This window comes from Actinomadura rubrobrunea NBRC 15275 (assembly GCF_001552235.1).
Classification (GTDB): Bacteria; Actinomycetota; Actinomycetes; order Streptosporangiales; family Streptosporangiaceae; genus Spirillospora; species Spirillospora viridilutea.
Genome location: NZ_BCQU01000008.1, coordinates 1 through 25,976, shown reverse-complemented (window position 1 = coordinate 25,976; position 25,976 = coordinate 1). Strand labels below are relative to the sequence as shown.

The window sequence follows — 25,976 nt, the reverse complement described above, 5'->3', positions numbered from 1 at the left end:
GTCAGTGACTGTCGGCGTGGGCGAGGGAGGGGGTGGCGCTGAGGGTGGGCGGCTGTTCGGGCGAGGGCCGCGGGCCGCGCAGCACGGCGGCCACCACACGGGGGCGGAACACCGCCTTCGCCGAGGCGACCATCTGGTTCACGTCCAACAGCGCCCGGGCCGCGGCGGGGCTCCAGGTGGAGACGTCGACGACCCGGTACAGGTAGCGCAGCGCCAGCCGGGTCGTCAGATCGGCCTCGCTGACCGCCCACGGGTACGCGAGGTCGCCCGTGGCGGCGATCGCCCATGCCGTGTCGATGCATTTGGCGATCTTCTTGCGCAGCGGCCTGGCGATGCCCGCCGGGTCGCCGCCCGCGGCGGTGAGCGCCTCGTCGAGGGCGACCGCGCTGCAGGCCGCCACCGACATGCCCTGACCGTAGGACGGGTTGAGGGCCCCGGCGCCGTCGCCGAGCACCAGGAACCGGTCGGGCCAGCGGCGCAACCGCTCGTAGTGCCGGCGGCGGTTCTCGGTGCGTCCGGATCCGTGCACGGGGGTCACCGGGCGGGCCCGGCGCAGCACGTCGTGGAGCACGTGGGACCGCAGTGTGCCCGCGAACCGCAGGAACTCCTCGTGGTCGCGCGGCGGGCGCCGTCCTCCCATGGCGGCGAGCGAGACCATCCACCGGCCCTCTTCGATCGGGTTGAGGATGCCCTGGCGCGGCGCCTGCGGGGTCGACTGCAGCAGGATGCATTTCCAGTCGGCCTCATGGCCCGGCGGCGGGTCGAACACGCAGGTCGCGTAGGCGACCTTCGCGTCCACGACGCTCTCCGGCGGAGGCTGGCAGCCCAACGCCCGCAGCCATTCCGGCGCTCGGGAGGTGCGTCCGGTGGCGTCGACGACGAAGTCCGCCGACAGCTCCCGCACGCCGTCCCGCGTGCCGCTGCCGCGTACGCGCACCCCCCGCACCACCGTGGCGTCGGGTCCTTCGGTGACGAGCCCCACCGCCTCGGTCTGCTCCAGGAACCGGATTCGGGGATCGGCGCGCAACCGGTCGCGCACCACCTGATCGATGAGAGCGCGGGAGCCGGTCATCATGAACAGCGGCGTCGGGAACCGGGGCATCCAGCCGCCCGCGGTCAGCAGCAGCATGTCGCGGGGCATCCCGACCTTGACCATGCCCGCCGCCTCCAGGTCCCGCCGCAGGCCGGGAAGCAGCCGGTCCATCGCCGTGTGCCCGGCCGTCATCAGGTTGTGCGCGTGCCGGGCCTGGGGAACGCCGCGCCGCCATTCGGCCCCGGCGGGGAGCCGGTCCCGCTCGACGATCAGCACCCGGTCCATGTGCCGGGCCAGGGCCGCGGCCGCGAGCATTCCGCCCAGGCCGGCTCCCAGCACCACCGCGTCCCAACGGTCACGGCCCGTCATGCCGGTCCCCTTCGTCGTCCCCGCTCGACGAGCCGATGCCGTCGACGTCGACGCCCTGCTCCTCGGCGATGCGCATGGCCTCCTCGACGAGGGCCTCCACGATCTGGGACTCGGGGACGGTCTTGACGACCTCGCCTTTGACGAAGATCTGGCCCTTGCCGTTGCCCGACGACACCCCCAGGTCGGCCTCCCGGGCCTCGCCGGGGCCGTTGACGACGCAGCCCATCACGGCGACCCGCAACGGCACCGGAAAGCCTTCCAACGCCGCGCTCACCCGGTCGGCCAGCTTGTAGACGTCCACCTGGGCGCGTCCGCACGCCGGGCAGGACACGATCTCCAGGCCGCGCTGCCGCAGGCCGAGGGACTCCAGGATGGAGATGCCGACCTTGACCTCCTCCTTGGGAGGCGCCGACAGCGACACCCGGATGGTGTCGCCGATCCCCTGCGACAGCAGCGCCCCGAACGCCACCGCCGACTTGACGGTCCCCTGGAACGCCGGCCCCGCCTCGGTCACCCCCAAGTGGAGGGGGTAGTCGCAGCGTTCGGCCAGCAGCTGGTAAGCGCGGATCATGGTCGGCGGATCGTGGTGCTTGACGGAGATCTTGATGTCGCGGAAGTCGTGCTCCTCGAACAGCGAGCACTCCCACAGCGCCGACTCCACCAGCGCCTCGGGCGTGGCCTTGCCGTACTTGGCCAGCAGCCGCTTGTCCAGCGAACCGGCGTTCACCCCGATCCGGATCGGCACGCCGGCGTCCTTGGCCGCCTTGGCGATCTCACCGACCTTGTCGTCGAACTTCTTGATGTTCCCCGGGTTCACCCGGACCGCGGCGCAGCCCGCGTCGATCGCCGCGAACACGTACTTGGGCTGGAAATGGATGTCGGCGATGACCGGGATCGGAGACTTGCGGGCGATGGCGGGCAGCGCGTCCGCGTCGTCCTGCGAGGGCACCGCCACCCGCACGATCTGGCAGCCGGACGCGGTCAGCTCGGCGATCTGCTGCAACGTCGCGTTGACATCGGCGGTCGGCGTCGTCGTCATCGACTGCACCGACACCGGCGCGTCCCCGCCGACGGGCACGTTCCCCACCATGAGCCGCCGGGACCGGCGGCGTTTCGGGCGCTCCGGCGGCGGGGGCGTCTCCCGCGGCGCGCCGAGCGCGGGCATGCCGAGTTGGACGGTCATCGGGTCACGCTCCTCACGGCGGTCGTCGACGCCGTCGCGACCTCGGCGTCGTCGGTCAGGGCGGTCAGCCGCTCGACGGTCGCGAGGAAGATGTCGTTCGCGGTGAGGCCGCACTCGTCGAGCAGTTCGTCGCGCTTGGCGTGCTCCAGGAAGCGCTGCGGGATGCCGAAGGCGCGCACCGGCGTGGCGACGCCCTCCTGGTGCAGCGCCAGCGACAGCGCCGCCCCGAACCCGCCGGTCGTCCCGTTGTCCTCGACGGTGACCACCAGGCGGTGTCGGCGCGCCAGCTCGGGCAGCGCGTCGTTGAGCGGCTTCACCCAGCGGGGGTCGACCACGGTGACGCCCACGCCCTGGCCGTTCAGCAGGTCCGCGGCCTCCACGCAGACCTGGGCCATCGCGCCGACCGCCACCATCAGCACGTCCTCGGCCCCGTGGCGCCGCAGCACGTCCATGCCGTCCACCGAGTCGATCGCGGGCAGGTCCGGGCCGATCGCGCCCTTGGGGAAGCGCAGGAGCGTCGGCGCGTCCTCGACCGCCACCGCCTCCCGCAGCCCGGTGCGCAGCGTGGCGGCGTCCCGGGGCGCGCAGATGCGCAGCCCGGGCACGACCTGGAAGACCGACAGGTCCCACATGCCGTTGTGGCTGGCGCCGTCGTCGCCGGTGATGCCGGCCCGGTCCAGCACGAACGTCACCCCGCAGCGGTGCAGCGCGACGTCCATGAGCACCTGGTCGAACGCCCGGTTGAGGAACGTGGAGTAGATCGCCACGACCGGGTGCAGTCCGCCCATCGCCAGCCCCGCCGCCGAGGTGACCGCGTGCTGCTCGGCGATGCCGACGTCGAACACGCGGTCGGGGAACGCCTTGTGGAACCCGTCCAGCCCGGTCGGGTGCAGCATCGCCGCGGTGATCGCGACCACGTCGGGCCGGTCCTTGCCGACCCGCACCAGCTCGTCGGAGAACACCGACGTCCACGATCGGCCCGCGGGCCGTGTGGGGGCGCCGGTCACCGGGTCGATGACGCGGACCGCGTGGAAGCGGTCGACCGCGTCGGTCTCGGCGGGACGGTATCCGCGGCCCTTGGAGGTCAGGCAGTGCACGGCCACGGGGCCGCCGAAGTCGCGGGCCAGGCGCAGCGCGTTCTCCACCGCCTCGATGTCGTGGCCGTCGACGGGCCCGACGTACTTCAGCCCGAGGTCCTCGAACATCGCCTGCGGCGCCAGGATGTCCTTGAGGCCTTTCTTCACGCCGTGCAGGGCCCGGTACACCTGGCCGCCGACCGGCGTCAGCTCGTTGAGGGCCTTCTTCCCCCACTCCAGGACCCGCTCGTAGCCGGGGGTCGTGCGCAGCGCGGTGAGGTGGGCGGCGAGCCCCCCGATCGTCGGGGAGTACGACCTGCCGTTGTCGTTGATGACGATGACGACGGGACGGTCCTTGGCCGCCGCGATGTTGTTCAGCGCCTCCCAGGCCATGCCGCCGGTCAACGCGCCGTCGCCGACGACCGCCACGACCGCCCGGTCGGTGACGCCGCGCAGCCGGTCGGCCTTGGCCAGCCCGTCGGCGTACGACAGGGCCGTGGACGCGTGGGAGTTCTCCACGAAGTCGTGCTCGGACTCGGCCCGGCTGGGGTACCCGGACAGTCCGCCGCGCTGCCGCAGCCGGTCGAATCCCTCCCGGCGGCCGGTGAGGATCTTGTGCACGTACGCCTGGTGGCCGGTGTCCCACAGGATCCGGTCGCGGGGCGAGCGGAACACCCGGTGCAGGGCGATCGTCAGCTCCACCGCGCCCAGGTTCGGCCCGAGGTGGCCGCCGGTCCGGGCGACCTTCTCGATCAGGAACTCGCGGATCTCCCGGGCGAGGACGGCGAGCTCGTCGTAGGTGAGATCCGCCAGGTCCGCGGGTTGCTCGATGGTCTCCAGCAGTCCCATGCCGGTCTCCTCAGCGGTCATCGACGGGCCGGGCGGAACCGGATCACGGTCTCGGGCGCCAGTCCGAGCTCCGGCCCGGTCCGGGGGGCGTCGGTGGTGATCAGCACGTTGTAGTGGTTGGGGAAGTGGCAGGCGTCGAAACCGAGCACGGTGCCGATGAGGCGGTCGCCCACCCAGACCTCGTCGCCGCGGTCGATCACCCCCGCCGTGTCGATCTCCACGAAGCCCAGGAAGCCGACGCGGTCGACGCGGGCTCCGGGCGCGTCGTCGCGGTGGTCGGTGGTGACCAGCTCGTGCAGCTCTCCCGCGCGCACGCACCGGCTGGCGAAGGGCTCCAGCCGCATGCCGCGGTCGTCCCGGCGGTGCACCAGGACCTTGACCAGCGTGCCGCGCACGGTCCGCTTCGGCCCGTCCTCCCGCGTCGCGGGGGCGCCGTCCGCGCGGACCGGTTCGTGGTGGGTCATCGTCATGATCAGCTCCTTTCGGGGGCGGCCGGCGTCGCGGCGGCGGCCTGCGCGGCGGACGCGGCGCGCTCCGCGCTGTAGCAGGCGTGCACCAGACGCAGGGCGGCCAGGCCGCCGTCGTCGGAGGCGTCCCCGGCCCGCACTCTCCGGACGAAGTCGTCGAGCACGCCCACGTACTCGTGTTCGAGCGAGCTCTTGAACACCGGGAAACCGTCGAGCATGTCCGCGCTCAGCACGGTGCCGTCGGCCAGACGCACCTCGACGTCCTTGGCCTCGCCGTTCGGATACGACCAGTCGAGTTCGACCGTCGCGGAGGCGCCGGAGGACGCGCGCAGCGTTATCAGGGCCTGGCGGTCGACCCCTTGGTCGTCCCGCTGGATCTCGGCGGACTCCAGCTCGACGTCGCCGAGGAACATGCGGACCAGGTCGAAGGCGTTGGGGCCGTTGTCGGCGACGCAACCGCCGCCGCACCGTTCGGGGTCCAGATACCAGCGGTCGTCGCCCACGTGCTCCTCGATGCGTTCGAGGTAACGCACACGCATCCACTCGATGGGCGGCTTGCCGCGCAGCCGGCGCTGCAGCTTCAGAACGTTGTCGTTGTAGCGCCGATGGAACGCGGTGAACAGCACCGTGTCGTGCGCCCACGCGTGCCGGGAGAGCTCCAGGCCGTCCTCGTACCGTGTCGCGAGCGGTTTCTCCACGCACACCGCGCGCCCGCTCAGGACGGCGTCCCAGCAGATCTCCACGTGCCGGTCGTTGGGGACGTTCACCACGATCGCGTCGAGGTCCTCCCGCTCCAGCATGGCGCGGTGGTCCCGGTGGCACGGCGTCGTGTCGCGGAACGGCCGCAGCGCCTCCTCGCGCAGGTCGCACACGGCCGCCAGCCGCACGTCGGGGAACCGGTCGAGGGCCTTCAGGTAGAAGCGGGAGATCACGCCCAGGCCCACGACGCCGAGTCGCAGCGTGCTCATCACTCACCTCCGAACGGGGCCGCCAGGCCGAGGTCCGCGGCCAGGTCGCGCAGCTCGGCGTGGATGGAACGCGGCAGGGGAACGCCGGCGCTCGCGTTGTGCGCGGCGCGTTCGGCCTCGTGCCAGCCGGGGTAGCGCACCGGCGCGTCCGGGTTCAGCGGCGGGCAGTTCAGCAGCGTGCCGAAGAGGGCGGCGGCGTCCGCCGTGAACGATTCCTCGTCGCGCAGCAGCCCCGGCTTGATGGCCAGGACGAACATCCCGATGTCGTCGTCGCGTCCGGAGGGACGGCCGTCGCCGTCCAACGCCTCCGGCTCCGGTCCCATGCCGGAGCCGGACAGCAGAGCCGCCAGCACCTCGACGGTCAGCCCCAGTCCGTAGCCCTTGTAGACGCCGGTCTCCGGCCGTCCGCCGAGCCAGGTCAGGTGCGCCTCGCCGCGGTCGAACGCGGCGGGGTCGGTGACCGGCCGTCCGTGGTCGTCGTACAGCCATCCCTCCGGCGCCGGGCTTCCCTCGCGGGCGGCCAGCCGCACCTTGCCGGTCGGGACCACCGTGGTGCTCATGTCCAGGACGAACGGCGGATGCGGACCGGCGGGCGCGGCGACGCCGAGCGGGTTGGTGCCGAGCATCGGCAGGCCGCCGCCGGGCGGCCGGGCGATCCGCTGCCGCCCGCAGTTGGAGGCGATCACGCCGATCATCTGGGCGCGCGCGGCGCGCAGCACGTGCCCGCCGGCGCACCCGATGTGGGTCATGTCGCGCGCGGCGACCAGGCCCACCCCGTGCTCGTTGGCGCGCGCGATCGCCAGGTCCATCAGCTCCCCGGCCGCCCACAGGCCGAGGGTGCGGCGGGCGTCCACGGCCACGGCGGCGCCGCGGTCGCGCGTCACCACCAGGTCGGCCGCCGGATCGGCCCGGCCCGAGGTCAGCAGCGGCAGGTACAGGCGGGTGAGGTTCACCACCCCATGCGATGCGAAGCCCGCGAGGTCGCCGTAGCACAGGCCTTCGGCCGCGGCCCTGGCGCGTTCGGGCGGGACGCCGTGGTGGGTGAACACGTCGGTCACGAAGTCGAGGAGGTCCTCGTAAGGCACGCGGACGATGTCCGGTGCCGCCGTGTCGATGGTCTGGGTCATGGGTTGTCGCTCCGGCCTGGGGTGGACGTGCGGGGGACGGTGCGGGTGAACTCCTTGAGCACGCGGGCGACGCCCGCGGCGAAGCGCTCCAGCTCGGCGACGTCGGCGTACTCCCCGGCGGCGTGGGCGTTGTTGGCGCCCAGGTCGCCGGGGCCGTAGACCGCGGCGCAGACGCCGGGGACGCCGTGCATCCAGATGGCGTCGCAGGTGAACGCGGGTTCCTCGTCCGGCCAGCGGGGCAGTCCGGCCCGCTCCAGCAGCTCCCGCCCCCACGGATCGGTCTCCGACAGGGCGGGCAGCCCCCGCTTGGGCCATTCGAGCCTGGTGATCGACGCGGCGTCCGCGGCGGTGCGCGCCTGGTCGGGCACCCCCGCGAACGTCCGGGTGAACTCGGCGAGCGCGTCGGCCAGGACGGCGGGCACCGCCTCCTCCATGCGCCGGCCGCTCTCCGCCGAGGCATAGGAGATGTTCATCAGCAGGCGGCCGCTGCCGTACACGCGGTTGTGCATGTCGCCGGTGTGCAGTCCGGCCACGCACACCCGGCCGTCGGTCGCATGGCGGGGCAGCTCCGCGGCCAGCCGCTGCGCCACGAAGCCCAGCAGCACGGTGGCGTTGTGCCCGGCGTCGGGACGGTCGTCGATCGCGTCCTCCCCGTCCACGCGCACGCACGCGGTCATCGCGGCGGTGGAGCGGGTCAGGTAGCGCAGGCCGGTCGGCTCGCAGAACAGGTTGAGCCGCCCGACGAGACCGTCCATGACCAGCGGACGCGTCCCGAACGCGCCCATCGCGCCGCCCTCCTCGCCGGACACGGCCTGGATCAGCACGCCGACCTGGTCGCCGAGGCCGGGCTCGGCGGCCAGCGCCGCCCGCACGCCCGCCAGCAGCGCCACGGCGGGCCCCTTGGCGTCGATCGCGCCGCGCCCGCGGAAGCGGGCGCCGTCGAAGGACGGCGGCTCCCAGCCGGCCACCGTGTCGAGGTGGACGTTGAACATGACGGTCCGCTCGGGCGGCAGCGGCGGGCCGAGCCGCAGCACCAGGCTGGGCTGGTCGTCCAGGAACCGCGGGAGGCGCTCCGCCGCGTCGCGGACCGCCGCGGGCACGCCCGGAAGGTTCAGCACGTCCCGCTTGGCGGGGCCGTGCCGTTCGACCGTGAAGCCCAGCTCCCGGGCCGCCTCGGCGTAGGCGCGCTGCGCGTCCCACAGTCTCGGCGATCCGTCCGGCTCCTCCAGGAGGCCGACGGTGGGCAGCTCCAGCAGGTGGACGAGCAGGTCGCAGTCGCTGCGCGACAGCGCGGCCCCGGTCACGATCGGCCTCCGTCCACGGCGCCGACCGGGCGGTTCGCCGCCCGCGGGAGCACGTCCTCGCGGACCAGCCGTTCCAGCCGCCGCCCGTACTCGACGAAGGTGGAGACGCCGTCCGCGCCCGCGTCCGTGCGGTGCTCGTGCGGCCGCACCGCCAGGTGCGGCTCGATGGACACCGTTCCGGTGTACCCGTGCTCCAGCAGCAGCCGGAGGCAGTCGGCGACACGGGCCCGTCCGTCGCCGGGCATGGTGTAGACGGGCGCGTGCTCGTCTCCGTCGGCGTCCTTGACGTGGACGTGCGCCACGTGGCGGACGATGTCGGTGAGCATGTCGTAGGCGCTGTAGCCGTACGGCACCCCGTTGCCGATGTCGAACAGCAGCCGCAGCGCCGGGCTGGAGACCTCGTCGAGCATGGTCAGCATGCGCTCCGCGCTGCTGCCCGCCCAGCCGGAGCAGTTCTCGTGCAGCAGCACCAATCCGTACCGCTCCGCCCGGTCGGTGAGGATCCGCATCCGCCGCAGCACCTCGCGCCGCCATGCCGGCTCGTCCAGGCCGTCGTTCGGGTAGGACATGACGCGCACGTACCGGGTGCCGAGGTCCCTGCAGCGCCGGGCGAGCACGTCGAGTTCGGCGAGGTCGTCGTCGAAGCATCCGGTGACGGGACGGCCCCAGTTGGCGATCCGGGAGTCGACGCACACCGTCCGCATGCCCGCCTCGGCCAGTGCGGACGCCACCCGGTGGAAGGCGTCGTCGTCGAGGTCGGCCACGGGCACGTGGTCGACGGTGCGCAGCTCGATGCCCTCCCAGCCCAGTCGCCGCAGCGCCGTGAGCTGCGCCGTCAAACCGGGGCCGGCCTCGTCGCCGATGCCCGCGAAGGTGAACGGGACCGCGTCGGCGTTCCGCGCGTCGCCCGCCGGGTCAGTTGGCATATTCCACCGCCTTGTCCTTGATGGAGACCCCGTCCACGGTGTTCCCGTCCTCGGCGTCGCGCTCTTCGAGGGCGCAGCGGCGCTTGGCGTCGCTCAGCAGCTCGACCAGGCGGGCGTTGAGGTCCAGATGCGTCGTGACGCCGTCCCCCGACGCGAACCCGCGGTAGGTGCGCTCCAGGAACGAGGCGAGCGAGTCGTCGCGGAAGACGCTGGTCTCGTCCCGGCCGTTCGCCGTGACGGTCATCAGCGCGTGGTCGTCGTCGCGGCTGACCGGGTAGTAGCCGGTGACCTGGCCGCGCTCGAACCGCAGGACGATCCGGCGTTCGCGCAGCAGCGAGGTGAGCACGGAATGGATCTCGGTGCGGACCCCGCTCTCGTGGCGCAAAGTCAGCCGGGCCGCGCCCATCCGCGGGATCCGGCGGCCGCCCACCTCCATGTCCGACCAGGCGGCGTCCTCCACGACGGCCTCGCCCGCGAGCCGCAGCGCCACGCCCAGCGAGTGCGGCACCTCCACCTCGAACGCCGACGGGTGCCCGTGGGTGGCCAGCGACCGGGTGAAGCGGGGCTTGCGCTGCACCACGCGGATCGAGCGCAGCGCCCCCAGCTCGCCCGACCGGACGATCTCGGACAGCCGCCGGGTGAGCGCGCTGTCCAACCAGTGGCTGACCACCACCGGCTCCAGGTCCCACGCCTTGCACACGCCGAGGACGCCGGCCAGGCCGGTCGGGTCGGACGCCAGCGGCTTCTCCACCAGGATCTTGCGGAAGCCCAGCGCGGCCAGCTCGCGCAGCGGCTCCACCCGCGCCGAGGGCGGCGTGCACACGTGCACGACCGTCGTCTCCGGATCAAGCAGTTCGCGGGCTTCCTCCAGGCCGCCCGCCACGACCGGGGCGTCCTCCCGCGTCATGGCGGGGACGCGTCCGGGGTCGTACACGACGATCGGTTCCGGGGAGAACAGCTCGCCGGTGGACGCCGAGGCCCGGAGCCTGGTGAGCACGGGCAGGTGCAGGGTCCACCCGGCCTGTCCCAAACCGACGATCAGTGTGCGCAGCATCGCAACCAAGCCCTCGCATGTCGGTGTCGTTGTGCCCGGTCTTTTCAAGCGGTGGTCGTCTCACCGGTCGCGGCGGGCGACCTTGTCGGCCAGGTCGACCAGCGTCTGCCGCCACGGCTCGGCGATGGGGGCGGCGTCGAGCGCCGCGCAGGCGCGGTCCACCAGGGCGTCGATGTGCCGTTCCGCCTGGTCGCGCACGCCCGACTCGGCGAACAGCGCCGACAGCCGCTCGGCGTCCCAGTCCGCGGCCGATCCGGCGCTCACCATCGCGCGCACCCGGTCGTCCCGCTCGGCGGCCAGCGCCACCAGCGGCGTCATCTTGTGCCGCTCGGCGTCCAGCCCCGTCGGCTTGCCGCTGTTCGCGCTGTCCCCGAACGCGTCGATCAGGTCGTCGCGGAGCTGGAACGCCTCGCCGAGCGCGACGCCGTACTCCTCGAACGCGGCGGCGAGGTCGGGGCGCCCCGCCAGGCCCGCGCCGAGGGTCAGCGGCCGGTGGATCGTGTAGTGGCCGGACTTGCAGATCGCGATCCAGCGGGCCAGCCGCACGTCCGCGCTGGCCTCTGCGGCCGCCTTGACGTCCAGGTACTGCCCCACGATCATCTCGGCGCGCAGCTCGCTCCACAGCGCCCGCGCCTGCGGCGGGAAGTCGGCGGTGAGCATGTCGGCCAGCACGTACGCCAGGTCCCCGGCGAGGATCGCCACGCCCTCGCCGAAGCGGCGCGGATCGCCCCGCCACCCCCGCGCGCGGTGCTCGGCGGCGTACCGCTCGTGCACGGTGGGACGGCCCCGGCGCAGCGGCGAGTCGTCCAGCACGTCGTCGTGGATGAGCGCGAAGGCGTGCAGCAGCTCCAAGGCCGCGGCGGCGTCCACGATCAGCGGGTCGTCCGGGTCGCCCCCCGCCGACAGGAACCCGGCCGCGCAGAACGCCGGGCGGATCCGCTTGCCGCCCGCGGCGACGAGGTCGGCGACGGCGTCCAGGGGGACGACCAGGCCGGCGTCGCCGGCCGCGTCGCCGACCGCGCTCCAGTGGGCGCGCTCCCGGGCGAGATGGTCGCGCAGACGCCCTTCCACGTCGTCCAGGACGCGGTCCAGCGTCGTGCGCGCCAGAGTGGTGTCGTCGCTCTGGATGGTCATGGACAGCCCTTTCGACGGCCGCGGACCGGTGTCCGCGGAGGTGCGTTCGTCGGCGGAACGGGGAGGGTCAGCGACTCTTGACGGAACCCGCGGCCAGCCCGGCGGGGATGTTGAAGACGACGTTCTCGGTGGCGGTCGTCTCCAGGTCGATCTCGGTGTAGCCGAGCTCGGCCAGCCGGTCGAGCAGCTGGTCGACCAGGATCTCCGGGGCGCTGGCGCCGGCGCTGACGCCCACGGCGCGCACGCCGTCCAGCCAGTCCTCGTCCAGCTCCCCGACGTCGGGCACCAGATGGGCGGGCACGCCCGCGCCGCGCGCGACCTCGACCATCCGGATCGAGTTGCTGGAGTTGGTGGAGCCGACGACGAGCACCAGGTCGCTGCGCGCGGCGACGGCCTTGATGGCGTTCTGCCGGTTCTGGCTGGCGTAGCAGATGTCATCGCTGGCGGGGCCGACCAGGTCGTCGAACCGGGCGCGCAAGGCGTCGACGATGCCCCGGGTGTCGTCCAGCGACAGCGTGGTCTGGGTGAGGTACGCCGCCGGCGTGTCGCGCGGCAGGTCCAGCGCGGCCACGTCCTGCACCGACTCGACGATGACCGTCCGGTCGGGCGCCTCCCCGTAGGTGCCCTCCACCTCCTCGTGGTCGGCGTGCCCGATCAGCAGGATGGTCCGGCCGTCGCGGGCGAACCTGCGCGCCTCCTGGTGCACCTTGGCGACCAGCGGGCAGGTGGCGTCGATGACCTCCAGGCCGCGTCCGGCGGCGGACGAGCGCACGGCCGGGGACACGCCGTGCGCGGAGAACACGCACACCGCCCCCTCGGGCACGTCGGTCTCGGAATCGACGAAGCGCGCGCCGCGGCTCTCCAGGCTGCGCACCACGAAGTGGTTGTGCACGATCTCCTTGCGCACGTAGACGGGCGGCCCGTACACCTCCAGCGCCCGTTCGACGATCGCGATGGCCCGCCGCACGCCGGCGCAGAAGCCGCGGGGCTCGGCCAGGATGATGCGTTTCGGAGCGCCGGCGCCGCCCGCGGGCCGGTCCTCCGGTCGGTTCTGCTGTGCCATATCGACTCCTGTGCCCGGACTATGGGAGAGCACGGTCTCGCCGGCGGATGCGAGGGCGTTCCGCATGGTCCCCCTAAAAACTTCTCAGTGCCCGCGACGATGTCAAGAAAAAGGCGCGAGGATGGCCGGATGGAGGCATGCGGTCATTTGCCGACTGTCAAATTGCTGCCATGAGCGCGGGGCGCCGTGTCACGACTCTGCCACGCGCCGCGTGTCGGCGCCGCCGGATCTCGGGCGTATCACGCGCTGGGGGCGCGGAATGCTCGGGGAGGTCGGCTGTACCTTGCTACCGGATTGCCATCTCCTTGCCATGGCGATGATCGGACGGCCGCGTTTACGCTGCCCGGGTACCCGGGTTCCGACGGACACCTAATGGGAGGCTCAGGTCCCGCTCGCGGCCGCGGGCCATTTCATCGGCGAATGGCGTTCCGAGGCAGGAGAGGAGGCTGCATGACCGCAGCGCGGACCGCTGCCGAGACCGGCGGTGCGGTCGACACCAACAACTACGAGTGGAGCTCCCCGAAGGAGCGGCGCCACGTCGAGATGGTGGTGAGCCTGTACGACGAGGTCTTCAACAAGCGGGACGTCGACGCGGTCGACAAGTACTTCACCGGGAACTTCCGCCAGCACAATCCTCTGTACGGCGCCGGGGCGACGGGCTTCAAGGGCTTCACCCGGGAGTTCTGGCTGTCGAACTTCCCGGACCTCAACGTCAACGTCGAGGTGGCCTTCGCCCAGAACGACCGGGTGCTGAGCTTTTGCACCTGGACCGGCACCCAGGCCGGGACCGGAAAGCCGCTGCGCGTGCTGGTCGCGGACATCTACCGGTTCTGGGACGGCAAGATGGCCGAGCACTGGGACGTCATGGAGTACACCGAGCTGGCGCCGTTCGGCGTCGTCCGCCCGACGATGTGGCAGCCCAGCTCGCCCATCGACCGCGGCGGCACGCCCGCCCAGCAGGAGAACGTCCGCCGGCTCCTGAAGTACCTGGAGGAGGTCCCCATCCAGGACCTGTCGCTGGCGCACAAGTACATCGCCGAGGACTTCCAGCAGTTCGACCCGACGGTGATCGATGAGGGCCTGGAGGGCTTCAAGGCCTGCTTCGCCGGCTTCCGCCCGTTCGCCCCGGACCTGGCCGTCGCGCCGGACAACATCGTGGCGGGCACCGACTATGTGGGCGCCATCTGGAACTCCTACGGCCACTACCCCGAGACCGGCGACAAGTTCATCATGCCGACCTGCGATCTGTATCGGGTGAAGGACGGCATGTTCGTCAAGCATTGGGGCCTGGTGGACTACACCGACATCGTCGCGCTGCTGGGTTTCAACCCGAAGAAGTACCTCAAGGCGCAGAGGGCGCAGAAGGAAGCCGATCCGGTAGTCGGCGACACGACCTGATCCGGTCACGGTCTGCTTTCCTGGAATTCATCTGCCGGACATTCGCGCGGATGCAGACCGCGCGGGTTCCCGACCCTCGGAAGAAGCGTCGTGGGAGGCGTCCACCGCAAGCCGCCGCCCAGGTGTCCGAGCCACCGCCGGATACGCCTTCCACGCGGATCCGCACGCCGTCTCCGGTCTCAGAGAAATGATTCGGAGACGGCGTGCTGATTTGTTCTGCCGCCGATTCCGCCGATCTCCGCGGTGACCCCACGACCCTGCCATGTCATCCGCGGACTTGCCATCTTGTTGCTATTGCCCCGATTGTGCCGGCGGCTGAGAATTCTGGCGACGACCACCGGTCCGCCGCGCGGAAGCCGTCGTCCGGCAGCGAAGGAGAACGGTCATGCCACCGTGCGACCGGGGCGCGCGGAACGCCGCCGCCGGTGATCTCGAGTCGCGCGTCGAGCCGGTGCGCGCCATGGCCGGAGAGGCCGACCGGGGGAGGGAGACGAGGTTGTGAGCGACGTCATGAGCGACACCGTCGGTTCGCCGTCGGCGCCCGCCGCGGCGCCGGCACGGGAGGTGCCCTTCTTCACCCAGGCGTCCTCCTTCGAGGCGCTGTGGCCGGAGATCGCGCGGCAGGTGAACAAGGTCATGGACCGTGGGAAGTACTCCCACGGCAGACAGGTCGCCCAGCTGGAGAAGGCCATCGCCGCCTACACCGGCGCGCCGTACGCCATCGGGGTCAACAACGGGACCGACGCCCTGGTGCTGCTGCTGAGGGCGGCCGGCGTCGAGCCGGGGCAGGAGGTGGTCGTCCCCGCATTCAGCTTCGTGGCGTCCGCCTCCTCGGTGGTCCTGGCGCGCGCCAAGCCCGTCTTCGCCGACATCGACCCCGAGACGTACTCGCTGGACCCCGAGGCGGCCGCCGCCGCGGTGACCCCGCGCACCGCGGCGATCATGCCGGTGCACCTGTTCTGGCAGATGGCCGACATGCGCGGCATCCTCGAGGTCGCGCGGCGCCACGACGTGGCCGTGCTCGAGGACAGCGCCGAGGCCATCGGCATGCGCTGGAACGGGGTGCACGCGGGCCTGCTCGGCAAGGGCGGCGTGCTGTCGTTCTTCCCCACCAAGACGCTCGGCGCGCTGGGCGACGCGGGGATGATCCTGACCGGCGACCCCGCCGTGGCCGAGCGCGCCGCGATCCTGCGGCACCACGGCCGGATGGGCAAGACCATCGACCACATCGCCGGGATCTCCAACCTGTCGGGCGTCTCCGGCACCAACAGCAAGATGGACGACATCCAGGCGGCCGTCCTGCTGGCCAAGCTGACCCGCCTGGACCAGGACATCGCCCGCCGCGCCGAGCTCGCGGCCGCCTACGACGAACGCCTCCGCGACGTCCCCGGGGTGCTGCGCACGCCGGTGGTCGCGCAACGCGAGGACGAGACCAATCCGGTCTTCTACGTCTACCTCATCGAGGTGGAGGACCGGGACGCCCTGGCAGCCCACCTCGCCGACCAGGGCATCGGCACGGAGATCTACTACCCGACGCCGCTGCACCTGCAGCCGTGCTTCGCCGACCTGGGCCACCGCCCCGGCGACTTCCCCAACGCCGAGGCCGCCTGCGCCCGGACCATCGCCCTGCCCTTCTACCCCGATCTGACCATCGACGACGTGGACCGGGTCTGTGACGTCATCCGCGCGTTCTACACCGGAAGGACGACATGACGCTACCGTTCTTTCCCCCGGACCTGTTCGAGGCCGACCGCGAGATCCTCCTCAAGACGCTCTACGAGATCGGCACCGACCCCGAGCAGCGGTTCATCCTGGGCAAGCGGACCGCGGCGCTGGAGAAGGCGCTGCGGGAGGCGACCGGCGCCGGCGACGTGATCGCGTGCGGCAGCGGCACCGGGGCGCTGACCCTGGCGGTGCACGCCCTGGACATCGGCCCCGGCGACGAGGTGATCGTGCCGGCGTTCTGCTGCCAGCCGGTCGCCAGCACCGTGGTCAACCGGGGCGCCACGCCGGTGTTCGCCGACGCCGACCCGTGGACGATGGTGCTCGACCCCGACCACGTGGAGAGCCTGATCACCGAGCGGACCCGCGCGATCATGCCCGCCCACGTGTTCTCGATCATGGCGGACATGCCGCGGATCAACCAGATCGCCGAAAAGCACGGCCTGCCGGTCATCGAGGACGCCGCGGTCGCCCAGGGGGCCGTGCTGGACGGCCTGCCCGCCGGGCGGTGGGGCGACATCGGAGTGTTCTCGTTCTTCCAGGTCAAGGCTTTCGGCACCGCGGGCGAGGGCGGCGTGGTGCTCACCGACTCGCCCGAGCTGGCCCAGCGGGTGCGCCAGCTGCGCAACCACGGCCAGGACGGCGTGCACCGCTTCCTGCACCACCGCATCGGCTACAACAGCCGCTTCGACGAGATCCTCGCGGCGTTCCAGCTGCACCGGCTCCCGACGTTCGGCGACCGGCTCGAGCGGCGCGCCCAGATCGCCGAGTACTACACCGAGCGCTTCGCGCCGCTGCGCGACCGCGGCGTCGTGGCGCCGCCCCCCGGCCGCAACGGGCGCTGCTACTACGTCTACTCGCTGCTCGTCGAACGCCGCGAGGACCTGCGCGCCTACCTCACCGAGTGCGGCATCGGCACGCACGTGTACTACCCGGTGCCGCTGCCGCTGCAGCCGGCGTTCGCCGAGTTCGCGCCCGAGGGCGCGCGGTGGCCGGGCGCCGAGCAGGTGAGCCGCCGCAACCTGGCCATCCCCATCTGGCCGCACATGAAGGACAGCGACGTCGAGTACGTCGCCGACTCGGTGTGCGAATTCTTCGCCTGACCGCCGACACCGACCCAGTGAACTTCGGGAGTGGGCATGACCTCGCAGGACACCTCCAGTCCGGTCGCCGTCGAGGAGAGCGGCGACCCGGGCGGCTACGTCTTCGACCCGGTGTGGGAGCAGGAGACCGAGCGGCTGCGCACCAACGAGGCCATCTGGGACCCCGGGACGTTCGAGCGGTTCGAGCGGATCGGCGTCGGGCCCGGGTGGAGCTGCCTGGAGATGGGCGCCGGGTACGGCTCGGCGGCCCGCTGGCTGGCCGACCGGGTCCGCCCGTCGTCCGGCGACGGCGCCGACGCCCCGGCCGGCCGGGTGGTCGCCGCCGACCTGGAGACGGCGCGGCTGCAGTGGCTGACCGAGCACGGCGTCGAGGTCTGGACCCACGACCTGCGCACCGACGACCTGCCCCAGGGCGCGTTCGACCTCATCCACGCCCGGATGCTCATCCAGCACCTGCCGGACCGCGAGGCCGCCGTGGCCCGCCTCATCGCTGCGCTCCGCCCCGGCGGGGTGCTCTACCTGGAGGACACCGACTCGCTGCCGCTGTTCCGCAGCGCGCGGTCGGAGGACTTCCTGGCCGACGTGAAGGCGGCCGGCTACGGGCTGATGCGGCAGGCCGGCCACGAGCCCCGCGGCGGCCACTTCGACCTGCAGATGATGCTCGCCAGCGAGCTCGTCGACGTGTCGGCCGAGGGCCGGGTGGTCATGGTGCGGGGCGGGTCGGACCAGGCCCGCCACTACATGCTCTGGCTGGAGTACATGCGGCCGAAGATCGTCGGCGCCGGGCTGCTCGACGACGCGCGCATCGACCGGGCGCTCGCCGAGATGGCCGACCCGGACAACTACTGGCTCAGCCAGGTGATGATCTCGGTCATCGGCCGGCGCCCCCGGTGACCGGCGGCCCGGCGGCCCCTTCGTCCCGTCTCTCGCGATCAGACCCGAGGGAGCGATCATGACTCTCGAGGCCGCGTCCCGGCCCGTCACCCGGGGCGCGAAGGCGCGGGCCTACGCCAGGCTCGGCAAGCTGTCGTTCTACGACTACTACCTGTCCGCGCTCGTGGCGTGGACGCTGCTGACGCCGGCGCTGCGGGACGAGCCTCGCGTGCTGGCGATGCTGGTGCTGCTGTCGCTCGGCTGGGTCGGGGTCGTCGCGGCGACCGTGACGTTCGACGACGTCACCGGGTACCGCGACGGCAGCGACCAGCGCAACTACGACCCGGCGCAGTCCGGTCTGCGCAGCCGGTCCCGCAAGCCGCTGCTGGACGGCCAGCTCACCGTGCGGGAGGCCGTCCGGTTCGGCTACGCGGCCGTGCTGTGGGCCGTGGTGCTGCTGTCGCTCGCGGTCGCGGCCGCCCCGCACCGGCCCGCCTGGACCGTCGCCCTCGTCGCGCTGGTGCTGCTGACCAGCGTGCAGTACTCCTACGGGCTGAAGCTCAGCTACCGGGGCGGCCAGGAGACGGTGCTGTTCCTGAGCACCGGGCTGACCGTGCTGATCCCGTACGCGCTGGCGGAGGGCCGGGCGACGCCGCTGGTGCTGCTCGAGGCGTTCCTGTTCGGACTGTGGAGCCTGCTGGTCTCGGTGTACTCCAACATCAACGACCTGGTCGGGGACCGCGCCGCCGGCCGCCGCAACGTGGCGACCAGCATCGCGCCCGGCGCCTACCGCGGCTTCGTCGCCGCGCTCACCGCCGCGGAGCCGGCCGCCATGGTCGCGATCGTCGCGCTGGGCGAGCTGTCGCCGTGGTTCCTGCTCTTCATGACACCGGTGCTGGGCCTGCGGGCGCGCCAAGTGCACACCGGACTGGTCAGGCGCGACCCGCTCACCGCGCGGCGGCTCGGCATCCGCGTCCACCGGTGGGGGGTCGTCGCCATCCTCGCGGCCAATCTCGTCCTCGGTTCCTAGCCGGACACCGAACGCCGCGAACCGCTCTCCGGACACCGAACGGGAACCGCCGATCGAAGGGAATGCGTGATGGGGAAGCTGAGGAAGGGGCGCAGGGCGCGGAACATCGGGGTGTTGTTCGAGAGTTTCGCGGATGCGGAGCGGCCGGTGTTCTGTTTGGATCGGCCGTTCGATGTGGCGCCGAAGGACGGGGTCCGTTTCGATGTGGCGGGTCTGGCCGGGTTGGTGGCGGACTTGTCGGGGGCGTTGTTCGAGGCGGGGCTGCGGCGTGGCGATCGGTTGGGGATCGTCAAGTCGAATCATTTCGACGTGGTGTTGCTGGCGGCCGCGGCGGCGCGGATCGGTGCGTTGCCGGCGATGATTTCGTCGACGAATCGTCCGGAGGCGTTGCGGGCGATTCTGCAGCGGTTGGAACCGCGGGTGCTGGTGGCGGATTCGGCGGTCTTGGGCGAGGCGGTGCGCGCGGGCGTGGAGGTGGCGGATCCGGATGTGGTGAAGGTGGCGGTGGACGGCGCGGACGAGGAGGGCGCTGCCGGTCTGCCGTCGCTGCAGGATCTGCGCGGCTCGCGGGTTCCTCCGGCTCAGCCGTGCGGGGACGACGAGCCGATGATCTGCACGCACACCTCGGGGACCACCGGGGTGCCCAAACTCGTCGTCCACTCGCCCAACACGCTCCTGGGGGTGCTCACCAAGCTCGAGACGATGCCGCTGCCGGGCCTGTCCATCCGGCCCGACGACATCGTCGCGACGTGCATCGCGTTCGTGCACGGGCGCAGCATCACCTGGAGCTACGCCCAGCTCGTCAGGCCGCCGGCCAAAGTGGTCGTCATCGCCGACTCCGCCCCGGCCACCGTCGTGGAGACGCTGCGCGAGCACCGGCCCACGACGCTGGAGGCCTGCCCGAACATCTTCCAGCGCTGGGAGAACCTCACCGGCACGCACCCGGAGCTGTTCGAACGCGTCCGCGCCTTCATCAACACCTTCGACGCCATCCACCCCCGCACCGTCCGCGCTTTCCTCGAGGCGTCCCGGCGCCGGATGCCGGTATGGGGACAGGTCTGGGGGCAGACAGAGGTCGGACCGGTGTGCATGGGCGTCTACACGCGCGGCAAACTGCGCCGCAGCAAGGGCGGGCGCTCTCCCATCACCAACAACGTGGGGCGGCCGATCCCGCTGGTGACGCGCGTGCGGGTGGTGGACCCGCAGACCCGCCGCCCGGTGCGGCGCGGCCGGTCCGGCCTGGTGATGGTCAAGACCAAGGGACGCTGCCTGGACTACCTCGGCGAGACCGACCGGCACCAGGCCAAGATCTGGGACGGCTGGTGGAACACCGGCGACATCGGCGTGCGGAGCCGGGACGGCTCGGTCCGCATCCTCGACCGCGAGGTCGACGTCATCCCCGGCACCAGCGGCATCCAGCTGGAGAGCATCCTCCTCGAACGGCTGGAAGAGGCCTCCGAGGTCATCGTGCTCGGCGTGCCCGGGCGTCGGCCGGTGCCGGTGCTCAGCGTCGAGGGCGACCGCGGCCTGGACCCGGAACGCTGGCGGGCGGCGACCGCCGACCTGCCCGAACTGGACGAGCCCGTGCTCATCGACTGGGAGGACTTCCCGCGCACCGGCACCTGGAAGGTCCGCCGCGCCGAGCTCCGCGAACGGCTCCTCGGAACCCAGAACACCTACGGCACCGGCCGCTGGACCTGAGCCCGGACGCGAACCGCCGACCGAAGGGAATGCGTGATGGGGAAGCTGAGGAAGGGGCGCGGGGCCCGGAACATCGGGGTGTTGTTCGAGAGTTTCGCGGATGCGGAGCGGCCGGTGTTCTGTTTGGATCGGCCGTTCGATGTGGCGCCGAAGGACGGGGTCCGTTTCGATGTGGCGGGTCTGGCCGGGTTGGTGGCGGACTTGTCGGGGGCGTTGTTCGAGGCGGGGCTGCGGCGTGGCGATCGGTTGGGGATCGTCAAGTCGAATCATTTCGACGTGGTGTTGCTGGCGGCCGCGGCGGCGCGGATCGGTGCGTTGCCGGCGATGATTTCGTCGACGAATCGTCCGGAGGCGTTGCGGGCGATTCTGCAGCGGTTGGAACCGCGGGTGCTGGTGGCGGATTCGGCGGTCTTGGGCGAGGCGGTGCGCGCGGGCGTGGAGGTGGCGGATCCGGATGTGGTGAAGGTGGCGGTGGACGGCGCGGACGAGGAGGGCGCTGCCGGTCTGCCGTCGCTGCAGGATCTGCGCGGCTCGCGGGTTCCTCCGGCTCAGCCGTGCGGGGACGACGAGCCGATGATCTGCACGCACACCTCGGGGACCACCGGGGTGCCCAAACTCGTCGTCCACTCGCCCTACACCATCGTGGGGGTCAACAGCAGGCTGGAGACCGCCCGGATCCCCTTCCTGTCCACCCGTCCGGACGACGTGGTCGCCGCGTGCGTCGCGTTCGTGCACGTGCGCAGCATCACCTGGCTCGCCGGCCAGCTGGCGCTGCCGCCCGCGAAGGCGGTGGTGCTGGCCGACTCCGACCCGGAGACCGTGGTGGAGACGCTGCGCGAGCACCGGCCCACGACGCTGGAGGCCTGCCCGAACATCTTCCAGCGCTGGGAGAACCTCACCGGCACGCACCCGGAGCTGTTCGAACGCGTCCGCGCCTTCATCAGCACGTTCGACGCCATCCACCCCCGCACCGTCCGCGCCTTCCTCGAGACGTCCAAGCGGCGCGGGGCCGTGTGGGGGCAGAGCTGGGGCCAGAGCGAGGTGGGACCGGTCAGCCTCGCCGTGTACACCCGCCGGAAGATCCGCCGCGGTGAGGGGAAGGCCACGGCCGTGACCACGAATGTCGGACGCCCGGTCCCGGTGGTGACGCGCGTGCGGGTGGTGGACCCGCAGACCCGCCGCCGAGTGCGGCGCGGCCGGTCCGGCCTGGTGATGGTCAAGACCAAGGGACGCTGCCTGGACTACCTCGGCGAGACCGACCGGCACCAGGCCAAGATCTGGGACGGCTGGTGGAACACCGGCGACATCGGCGTGCGCACGCTCACCGGCGGCCTGCGCATCCTCGACCGCGAGGTCGACGTCATCCCCGGCACCAGCGGCATCGATCTGGAGAGCGTCCTGCTGGAACGCCTTCCGGAGGCCTCGGAGGTCGTCGTGCTCGGCGTGCCCGGGCGTCCGCCGGTGCCGGTGCTCAGCGTCGAGGGCGACCGCGGCCTGGACCCCGAGCGCTGGCGGGCGGCGACCGCCGACCTGCCCGAACTGGACGAGCCCGTGCTCATCGACTGGGAGGACTTCCCGCGCACCGGCACCTGGAAGGTCCGCCGTCCCCAACTGCGCGAACGGCTTTTCGGAACCCGGCTGGCGCACGGCACCGGCCGATGGACCTGATCCCTTTCCCGGATGTCACGCCCGAGGCGACGCGCGCGTCTCTTTAGGGGAGCCGAGGTGGGGAGCCACCAAGGTGCATGGGAGGAGAACATGCTCGACAGGCTGGCAGGGCTCATCCTGCGGAAGCCGAAGAGTGTCCTGGTCGTGGTGGTGCTGATCGCCCTCGTCGGCGGTGCCGTCTCCACGACCTTGACCGACCGCCTGACGATGGGAGGTTATACCGACGAGAACAGCGAATCGCATGAGGCCACCCAGGTCCTGGAGAAGACGTTCAAGCAGGGTGAGCCCAACCTGGTGCTGGTGGTGACCGACCGGCGGGGCGTCGACGACCCCGCGGTGGCGGCCGCCGGCGCCGCGCTGACCCGCCGGCTCCAGAACGAGCAGGGTGTCCAGAGCGTCGCCTCGTACTGGACCGCCGGCAAGCCCCCCGCGATGCGCAGCAAGGCCGGCGACAGGGCGCTGGTCCTGGGCACCATCGCGGGCGACTTCGACACCATGATCGACCGCGCCGGTGAGCTGAAGTCGAAGTACAGCGGCAAGGTCGAGGGCCTCGACGTGCACGTCGGCGGCTCGGCCTTGATGTGGAAGGAGAACACCGACACCGCCAGCCAGGACATCTCCCGGGCCGACGCCGTGGTCTTCCCGGTGCTGATGGTGGTGCTCGTGCTGATCTTCGGCAGCCTGGTGGCCGCCTTCCTGCCGCTGGCCGTGGCGTTCGCCACCATGCTGATGACGCTGCTGGCCCTGTGGGCGGTGACGTTCTTCGTCGACTCCTCGATCTTCGTGATCAACGTCGCCACCTTCCTCGGCCTCGGCCTGGCGGTCGACTACAGCCTGCTGATCGTCAGCCGCTACCGGGAGGAGCTGCGCCGCGGCCTGGCCATGCCCGACGCGATCCGGGTGACGATGCAGACCGCCGGACGCACCGTGCTCTTCTCGGCGGTCATCGTGGCGGCGGCGTTGTCGGCGGTGCTCGTGCTGCCGTTCACCATCTTCACCTCGGCGACCGCCTCGGCCGTGTCCACCGCGCTGCTGTGCGCGCTCTCCTCGCTGATCATGGTGCCCGCGCTGCTGGTCATCCTCGGTCCGCGCATCGACCGGCTGCGGCTCATCCGGCGCACCGAGCGCCCGGCGGCCGCGGCGGAGAACGGATTCTGGCACCGGCTGGCGATGTTCGTGATGCGCCGGCCGATCCCGGTGGCCGTTCTGGTGCTGGCCTTCCTGGTGCTGCTGGGACTGCCCGCCAAGGACATCAACCTGCGGCTGCCGGACGAGCAGGTGCTGCCCAAGTCCGCGGAGGCGGCGAAGACCGCGCAGATCATGCGCACCGAGTTCAACACCCAGGAGCAGCAGGTCATCCAGGTCGTGGCGCTCGACGTGGGGGACCCGGTCGCCCGCGGCGCGCAGATCGCCGACTACGCCCGCCGGCTGTCCGCCCTCCCCGACGTGGCCCGCGTGGACGCGCTGACCGGCAGCTACGTCAAGGGGCAGCAGGCCGCTCCGCCGCAGCCGGCCTCCATCCGCTTCCGGGCGGAGAACGCCACGTACCTGAACGTGGTGCCCGCGGTCGACGGCTACTCCGACAAGGGCGCCGACCTCGTCCGCAGCGTGCGCGCCACGTCGTCGCCCTTCCCGAACGTGCTCGTGGGCGGCGCTCCCGCCGTCCAGGTCGACACCTTCGACAAGCTCGCCGAGCGCATCCCGTACGCGCTGATCATCCTGGTGGTCAGCATGTACGTGCTGCTCTTCCTGCTGACCGGGAGCGTGCTGCTGCCGGTGATCGCCATGGTGCTGACCATACTGAGCCTCAGCGCCACCTTCGGGGCCCTGGTGTTCGTGTTCCAGGAGGGCAACCTGCAGGGCCTGTTCGGCGACTTCATCGTCACCGGCGCGATCACCTGGACCGTCCCGATCATGCTGTTCGCGCTGGCGTTCGGGCTTTCCATGGACTACCAGGTGTTCATGCTGTCCCGGTTCCGGGAGGAGTACGACCGCCTCGGCGACAACACGTCCGCGGTCGCGACGGGGCTGGAGCGCACCGGCCGGGTGGTCACGTACGCGGCGGTGTGCATCTCCCTGGTGTTCCTGGCCTGGATCACGTCGGGCCTGAGCTACACCAAGGCGCTCGGCCTCGGCCTGCCGCTCGCGGTGCTCGTGGACGCCACGCTCGTCCGGGGCGCCCTGCTGCCGGCGTTCATGAAGCTCACCGGCAGGGCCAACTGGTGGGCGCCGGGCGTCCTGCGCCGCGTGCACGCGCGCTTCGGCATCCGCGAAGCGGCGGAGGCCTCCCAGCCGTCCCGCAGTTCCGAGGAGGCCGTTCCGGCACGCTGACCGGGGCGCGCCGGTGACCAGCGAAGGGAGAGGAACATGTCCACCGTCCTGGTGACCGGCGCCACCGGTTTCGTCGGCGGCGCGGTCGCCCGGGCGCTCCTCGCGGCCGGACACCGCGTCGTCGCGTGGGTCCGGTCCCCGGCCAAGGCGCGCGCCTTGGCCGGGCAGGGCGCCCGGGTGGCCGCCGGCGACATGCGGGACCCGGCCACGTACCTGCCGCTGGTCGACGAGGTCGACGCCGTCGTCCACGCCGCCCAGCTCCGCGTGACCGGACGCCTGGGCCCCGGCAAGATCCGGCTGTTGCACCAGGCGAACCATGTGATGACCGATGCTCTCGCCCGCCGTTGCATGAGCGCCGGCAAGCGCCTGCTGTACACCGGGGGATGCTTCGTCTACGGGGACCACGGCGACGACTGGATCGACGAGTCGACGCCCCTGACCCCGTCCCCCCTGGGGGAGGGCGACGCGAACGAGATCGCCCGGCTTCGGGACAGGCACGAGGCAGGGCTCGACGTGGTGGTCCTCTCGCCCGGGTTCGTCTATGGGCCGGGCGGCAACTTCACGACCCTCTTTTATGACGACGCCCGCAGGGACAGGCTCCGCTGCATCGGCAGAGGGCGCAACTACTGGAGTTGCGTGCATGTCGACGACCTGGCCGAAGCGTACGTGCTCGCGTTGACGCGGGCCCCTGCAGGAGCGACTTACAACATCGTGGACGACGAGCCGCTGCGGCTGAGAGAGTTCGTCGACCTGCTGGCCGACGCCGTCGGCGGCGTCGCGGTGCGTCCGGTCCCGGCGTTCCTCGCCCGGCTGGTGGCGGGCGCCCCAGCGGTGACGTCGCTGACGAGTTCGTATCGGGTGAATAACACCAAGGCGCGCCGGGACCTCGGGTGGGCGCCTTCATACCCCACCGCCCGCGACGGCATCCCGCCCACCCTCTCCGCCCTTAAGCGCCTCGAATCCGCGGCCTCCACGGCTTCTTGAGGTGCCCGCAAACCCCAGAGGGCGTGCAGGCTGACAAAAGTTCGACCGTCTCACCGCGCAGACCGGGGTCGAACACCAGCCGGGAGCGCCGGGCGAAGTTTTCGGAAGCGTAAGCCGGGCGGTCGGCCAGCACGATGACCAGGTCGGCGTCCTGGAGCGCGGCCCGTCCGGGCCGACGGCACACCGCCATTTCACCGAGTGGACCAAGGCGCGGGTGTGGCCAAAGCTGCACCGGCTGATCCTGGACGAGCCGGCTCGTGCGGCGAGCCGGACTGGTCGCGGTGAGGATCCTGTCGACCGCAGAGAGAGGCCCGGTCAAGCTCTACGGCGGCAGACTCCGACTACGACCACCTGCGCTGGTAGCTGCGCGTTCGTGGCACTACCCGACGCCTGGCCCGTCAAGGCATCGAGTCCTTGGCACGGCTGGGGGCGCCGCCGGTGGGCCATCACACGCACCGTCGCGTGGCCGAGCGGATGCCGCCCGCCGCTACGAACGCAAGGCTGATCACTTCCTGGCCTTCACTGCCATCGCCTGCGCTTCCATCTGCCGGCGCCGACTCGTCAAATGGGACGAGTTCTTACAACAGTTCGACCGTGTCGTAGCGGAGGCCGT

The 25,976-nt window shown here is 71.8% G+C and carries 20 protein-coding genes and 1 pseudogene; 10 read left to right on the top strand and 11 right to left on the bottom strand.

Annotated elements, in window-relative coordinates:
- Position 1 precedes the first annotated feature (1 nt).
- From AR3_RS03995 to AR3_RS03945, 11 genes are all read right to left on the bottom strand, one after another.
- A complete protein-coding gene (locus AR3_RS03995) occupies positions 2-1,402 on the bottom strand; it encodes an NAD(P)/FAD-dependent oxidoreductase (protein ID WP_067908544.1) in 1,401 nt (466 codons plus the stop codon).
- Positions 1,389-2,585 carry a flavodoxin-dependent (E)-4-hydroxy-3-methylbut-2-enyl-diphosphate synthase gene (gene ispG, locus AR3_RS03990; RefSeq protein WP_067908541.1) on the bottom strand — a complete coding sequence of 399 codons (1,197 nt, stop codon included), beginning with the start codon at positions 2,583-2,585 and terminating at the stop codon, positions 1,389-1,391. The genes AR3_RS03995 and ispG overlap by 14 nt, the downstream gene beginning before the upstream one ends.
- Positions 2,582-4,510 (bottom strand): 1-deoxy-D-xylulose-5-phosphate synthase, encoded by a 1,929-nt coding sequence (dxs, locus tag AR3_RS03985; protein ID WP_067908539.1) that lies wholly within the window; start codon positions 4,508-4,510, stop codon positions 2,582-2,584. The genes ispG and dxs overlap by 4 nt, the downstream gene beginning before the upstream one ends.
- A gap of 17 nt (positions 4,511-4,527) precedes the next feature.
- On the bottom strand, positions 4,528-4,980 hold the full coding sequence (locus tag AR3_RS03980) for a DUF6917 domain-containing protein (protein ID WP_227023416.1): 453 nt from the start codon (positions 4,978-4,980) through the stop codon (positions 4,528-4,530).
- A 2-nt stretch (positions 4,981-4,982) separates the two neighbouring features.
- Positions 4,983-5,945 carry a Gfo/Idh/MocA family protein gene (locus AR3_RS03975; protein WP_067908536.1) on the bottom strand — a complete coding sequence of 321 codons (963 nt, stop codon included), beginning with the start codon at positions 5,943-5,945 and terminating at the stop codon, positions 4,983-4,985.
- Positions 5,945-7,072 carry an Ldh family oxidoreductase gene (locus tag AR3_RS03970; RefSeq protein ID WP_067908533.1) on the bottom strand — a complete coding sequence of 376 codons (1,128 nt, stop codon included), beginning with the start codon at positions 7,070-7,072 and terminating at the stop codon, positions 5,945-5,947. The genes AR3_RS03975 and AR3_RS03970 overlap by 1 nt, the downstream gene beginning before the upstream one ends.
- Positions 7,069-8,376 (bottom strand): M20 family metallopeptidase, encoded by a 1,308-nt coding sequence (locus AR3_RS03965; protein WP_067908530.1) that lies wholly within the window; start codon positions 8,374-8,376, stop codon positions 7,069-7,071. Before AR3_RS03965 ends, AR3_RS03970 begins: the two co-directional genes overlap by 4 nt.
- A complete protein-coding gene (locus tag AR3_RS30245; protein ID WP_067908527.1) occupies positions 8,373-9,302 on the bottom strand; it encodes a sugar phosphate isomerase/epimerase family protein in 930 nt (309 codons plus the stop codon). Before AR3_RS30245 ends, AR3_RS03965 begins: the two co-directional genes overlap by 4 nt.
- A complete protein-coding gene (locus tag AR3_RS03955) occupies positions 9,292-10,356 on the bottom strand; it encodes a Gfo/Idh/MocA family oxidoreductase (RefSeq protein WP_083950913.1) in 1,065 nt (354 codons plus the stop codon). Before AR3_RS03955 ends, AR3_RS30245 begins: the two co-directional genes overlap by 11 nt.
- Before the next feature lie 60 nt (positions 10,357-10,416).
- Positions 10,417-11,490 (bottom strand): polyprenyl synthetase family protein, encoded by a 1,074-nt coding sequence (locus tag AR3_RS03950; RefSeq protein WP_067908524.1) that lies wholly within the window; start codon positions 11,488-11,490, stop codon positions 10,417-10,419.
- Positions 11,491-11,557: 67 nt separating this feature from the next.
- Positions 11,558-12,553, bottom strand: a complete 996-nt coding sequence (locus AR3_RS03945) for a 4-hydroxy-3-methylbut-2-enyl diphosphate reductase (RefSeq protein WP_067908521.1) — start codon at positions 12,551-12,553, stop codon at positions 11,558-11,560.
- A gap of 450 nt (positions 12,554-13,003) precedes the next feature.
- Between AR3_RS03945 and AR3_RS03940 the strand changes: the two genes are divergently transcribed.
- The 10 genes and pseudogenes from AR3_RS03940 to AR3_RS32870 form a co-directional block, all read left to right on the top strand.
- A complete protein-coding gene (locus AR3_RS03940; RefSeq protein WP_067908518.1) occupies positions 13,004-13,951 on the top strand; it encodes an ester cyclase family protein in 948 nt (315 codons plus the stop codon).
- 498 nt (positions 13,952-14,449) lie between these two features.
- On the top strand, positions 14,450-15,664 hold the full coding sequence (locus AR3_RS03935) for a DegT/DnrJ/EryC1/StrS family aminotransferase (RefSeq protein ID WP_227023415.1): 1,215 nt from the start codon (positions 14,450-14,452) through the stop codon (positions 15,662-15,664).
- Positions 15,661-16,776: a DegT/DnrJ/EryC1/StrS family aminotransferase gene (locus AR3_RS03930; RefSeq protein ID WP_067908515.1), complete on the top strand. Its 1,116-nt coding sequence runs from the start codon at positions 15,661-15,663 to the stop codon at positions 16,774-16,776. Before AR3_RS03935 ends, AR3_RS03930 begins: the two co-directional genes overlap by 4 nt.
- 36 nt (positions 16,777-16,812) lie before the next feature.
- On the top strand, positions 16,813-17,670 hold the full coding sequence (locus AR3_RS03925; RefSeq protein WP_067908744.1) for a class I SAM-dependent methyltransferase: 858 nt from the start codon (positions 16,813-16,815) through the stop codon (positions 17,668-17,670).
- Positions 17,671-17,728: 58 nt separating this feature from the next.
- A complete protein-coding gene (locus AR3_RS03920; RefSeq protein WP_067908512.1) occupies positions 17,729-18,679 on the top strand; it encodes a UbiA family prenyltransferase in 951 nt (316 codons plus the stop codon).
- A 69-nt stretch (positions 18,680-18,748) separates the two neighbouring features.
- Positions 18,749-20,380, top strand: coding sequence for a class I adenylate-forming enzyme family protein (locus AR3_RS03915; protein WP_067908509.1), 1,632 nt, complete (start codon positions 18,749-18,751; stop codon positions 20,378-20,380).
- Between the two features lie 36 nt (positions 20,381-20,416).
- Positions 20,417-22,048: an AMP-binding protein gene (locus tag AR3_RS03910; RefSeq protein ID WP_067908506.1), complete on the top strand. Its 1,632-nt coding sequence runs from the start codon at positions 20,417-20,419 to the stop codon at positions 22,046-22,048.
- 90 nt (positions 22,049-22,138) lie between these two features.
- Complete coding sequence (locus AR3_RS03905) at positions 22,139-24,379, top strand: MMPL family transporter (RefSeq protein ID WP_067908503.1); 2,241 nt, start codon at positions 22,139-22,141, stop codon at positions 24,377-24,379.
- Between the two features lie 36 nt (positions 24,380-24,415).
- Complete coding sequence (locus tag AR3_RS03900; RefSeq protein ID WP_067908500.1) at positions 24,416-25,363, top strand: NAD-dependent epimerase/dehydratase family protein; 948 nt, start codon at positions 24,416-24,418, stop codon at positions 25,361-25,363.
- A gap of 160 nt (positions 25,364-25,523) precedes the next feature.
- Positions 25,524-25,613 (top strand): annotated as a pseudogene (locus AR3_RS32870) (IS5/IS1182 family transposase); the annotation flags it as partial.
- Positions 25,614-25,976: the final 363 nt, after the last annotated feature.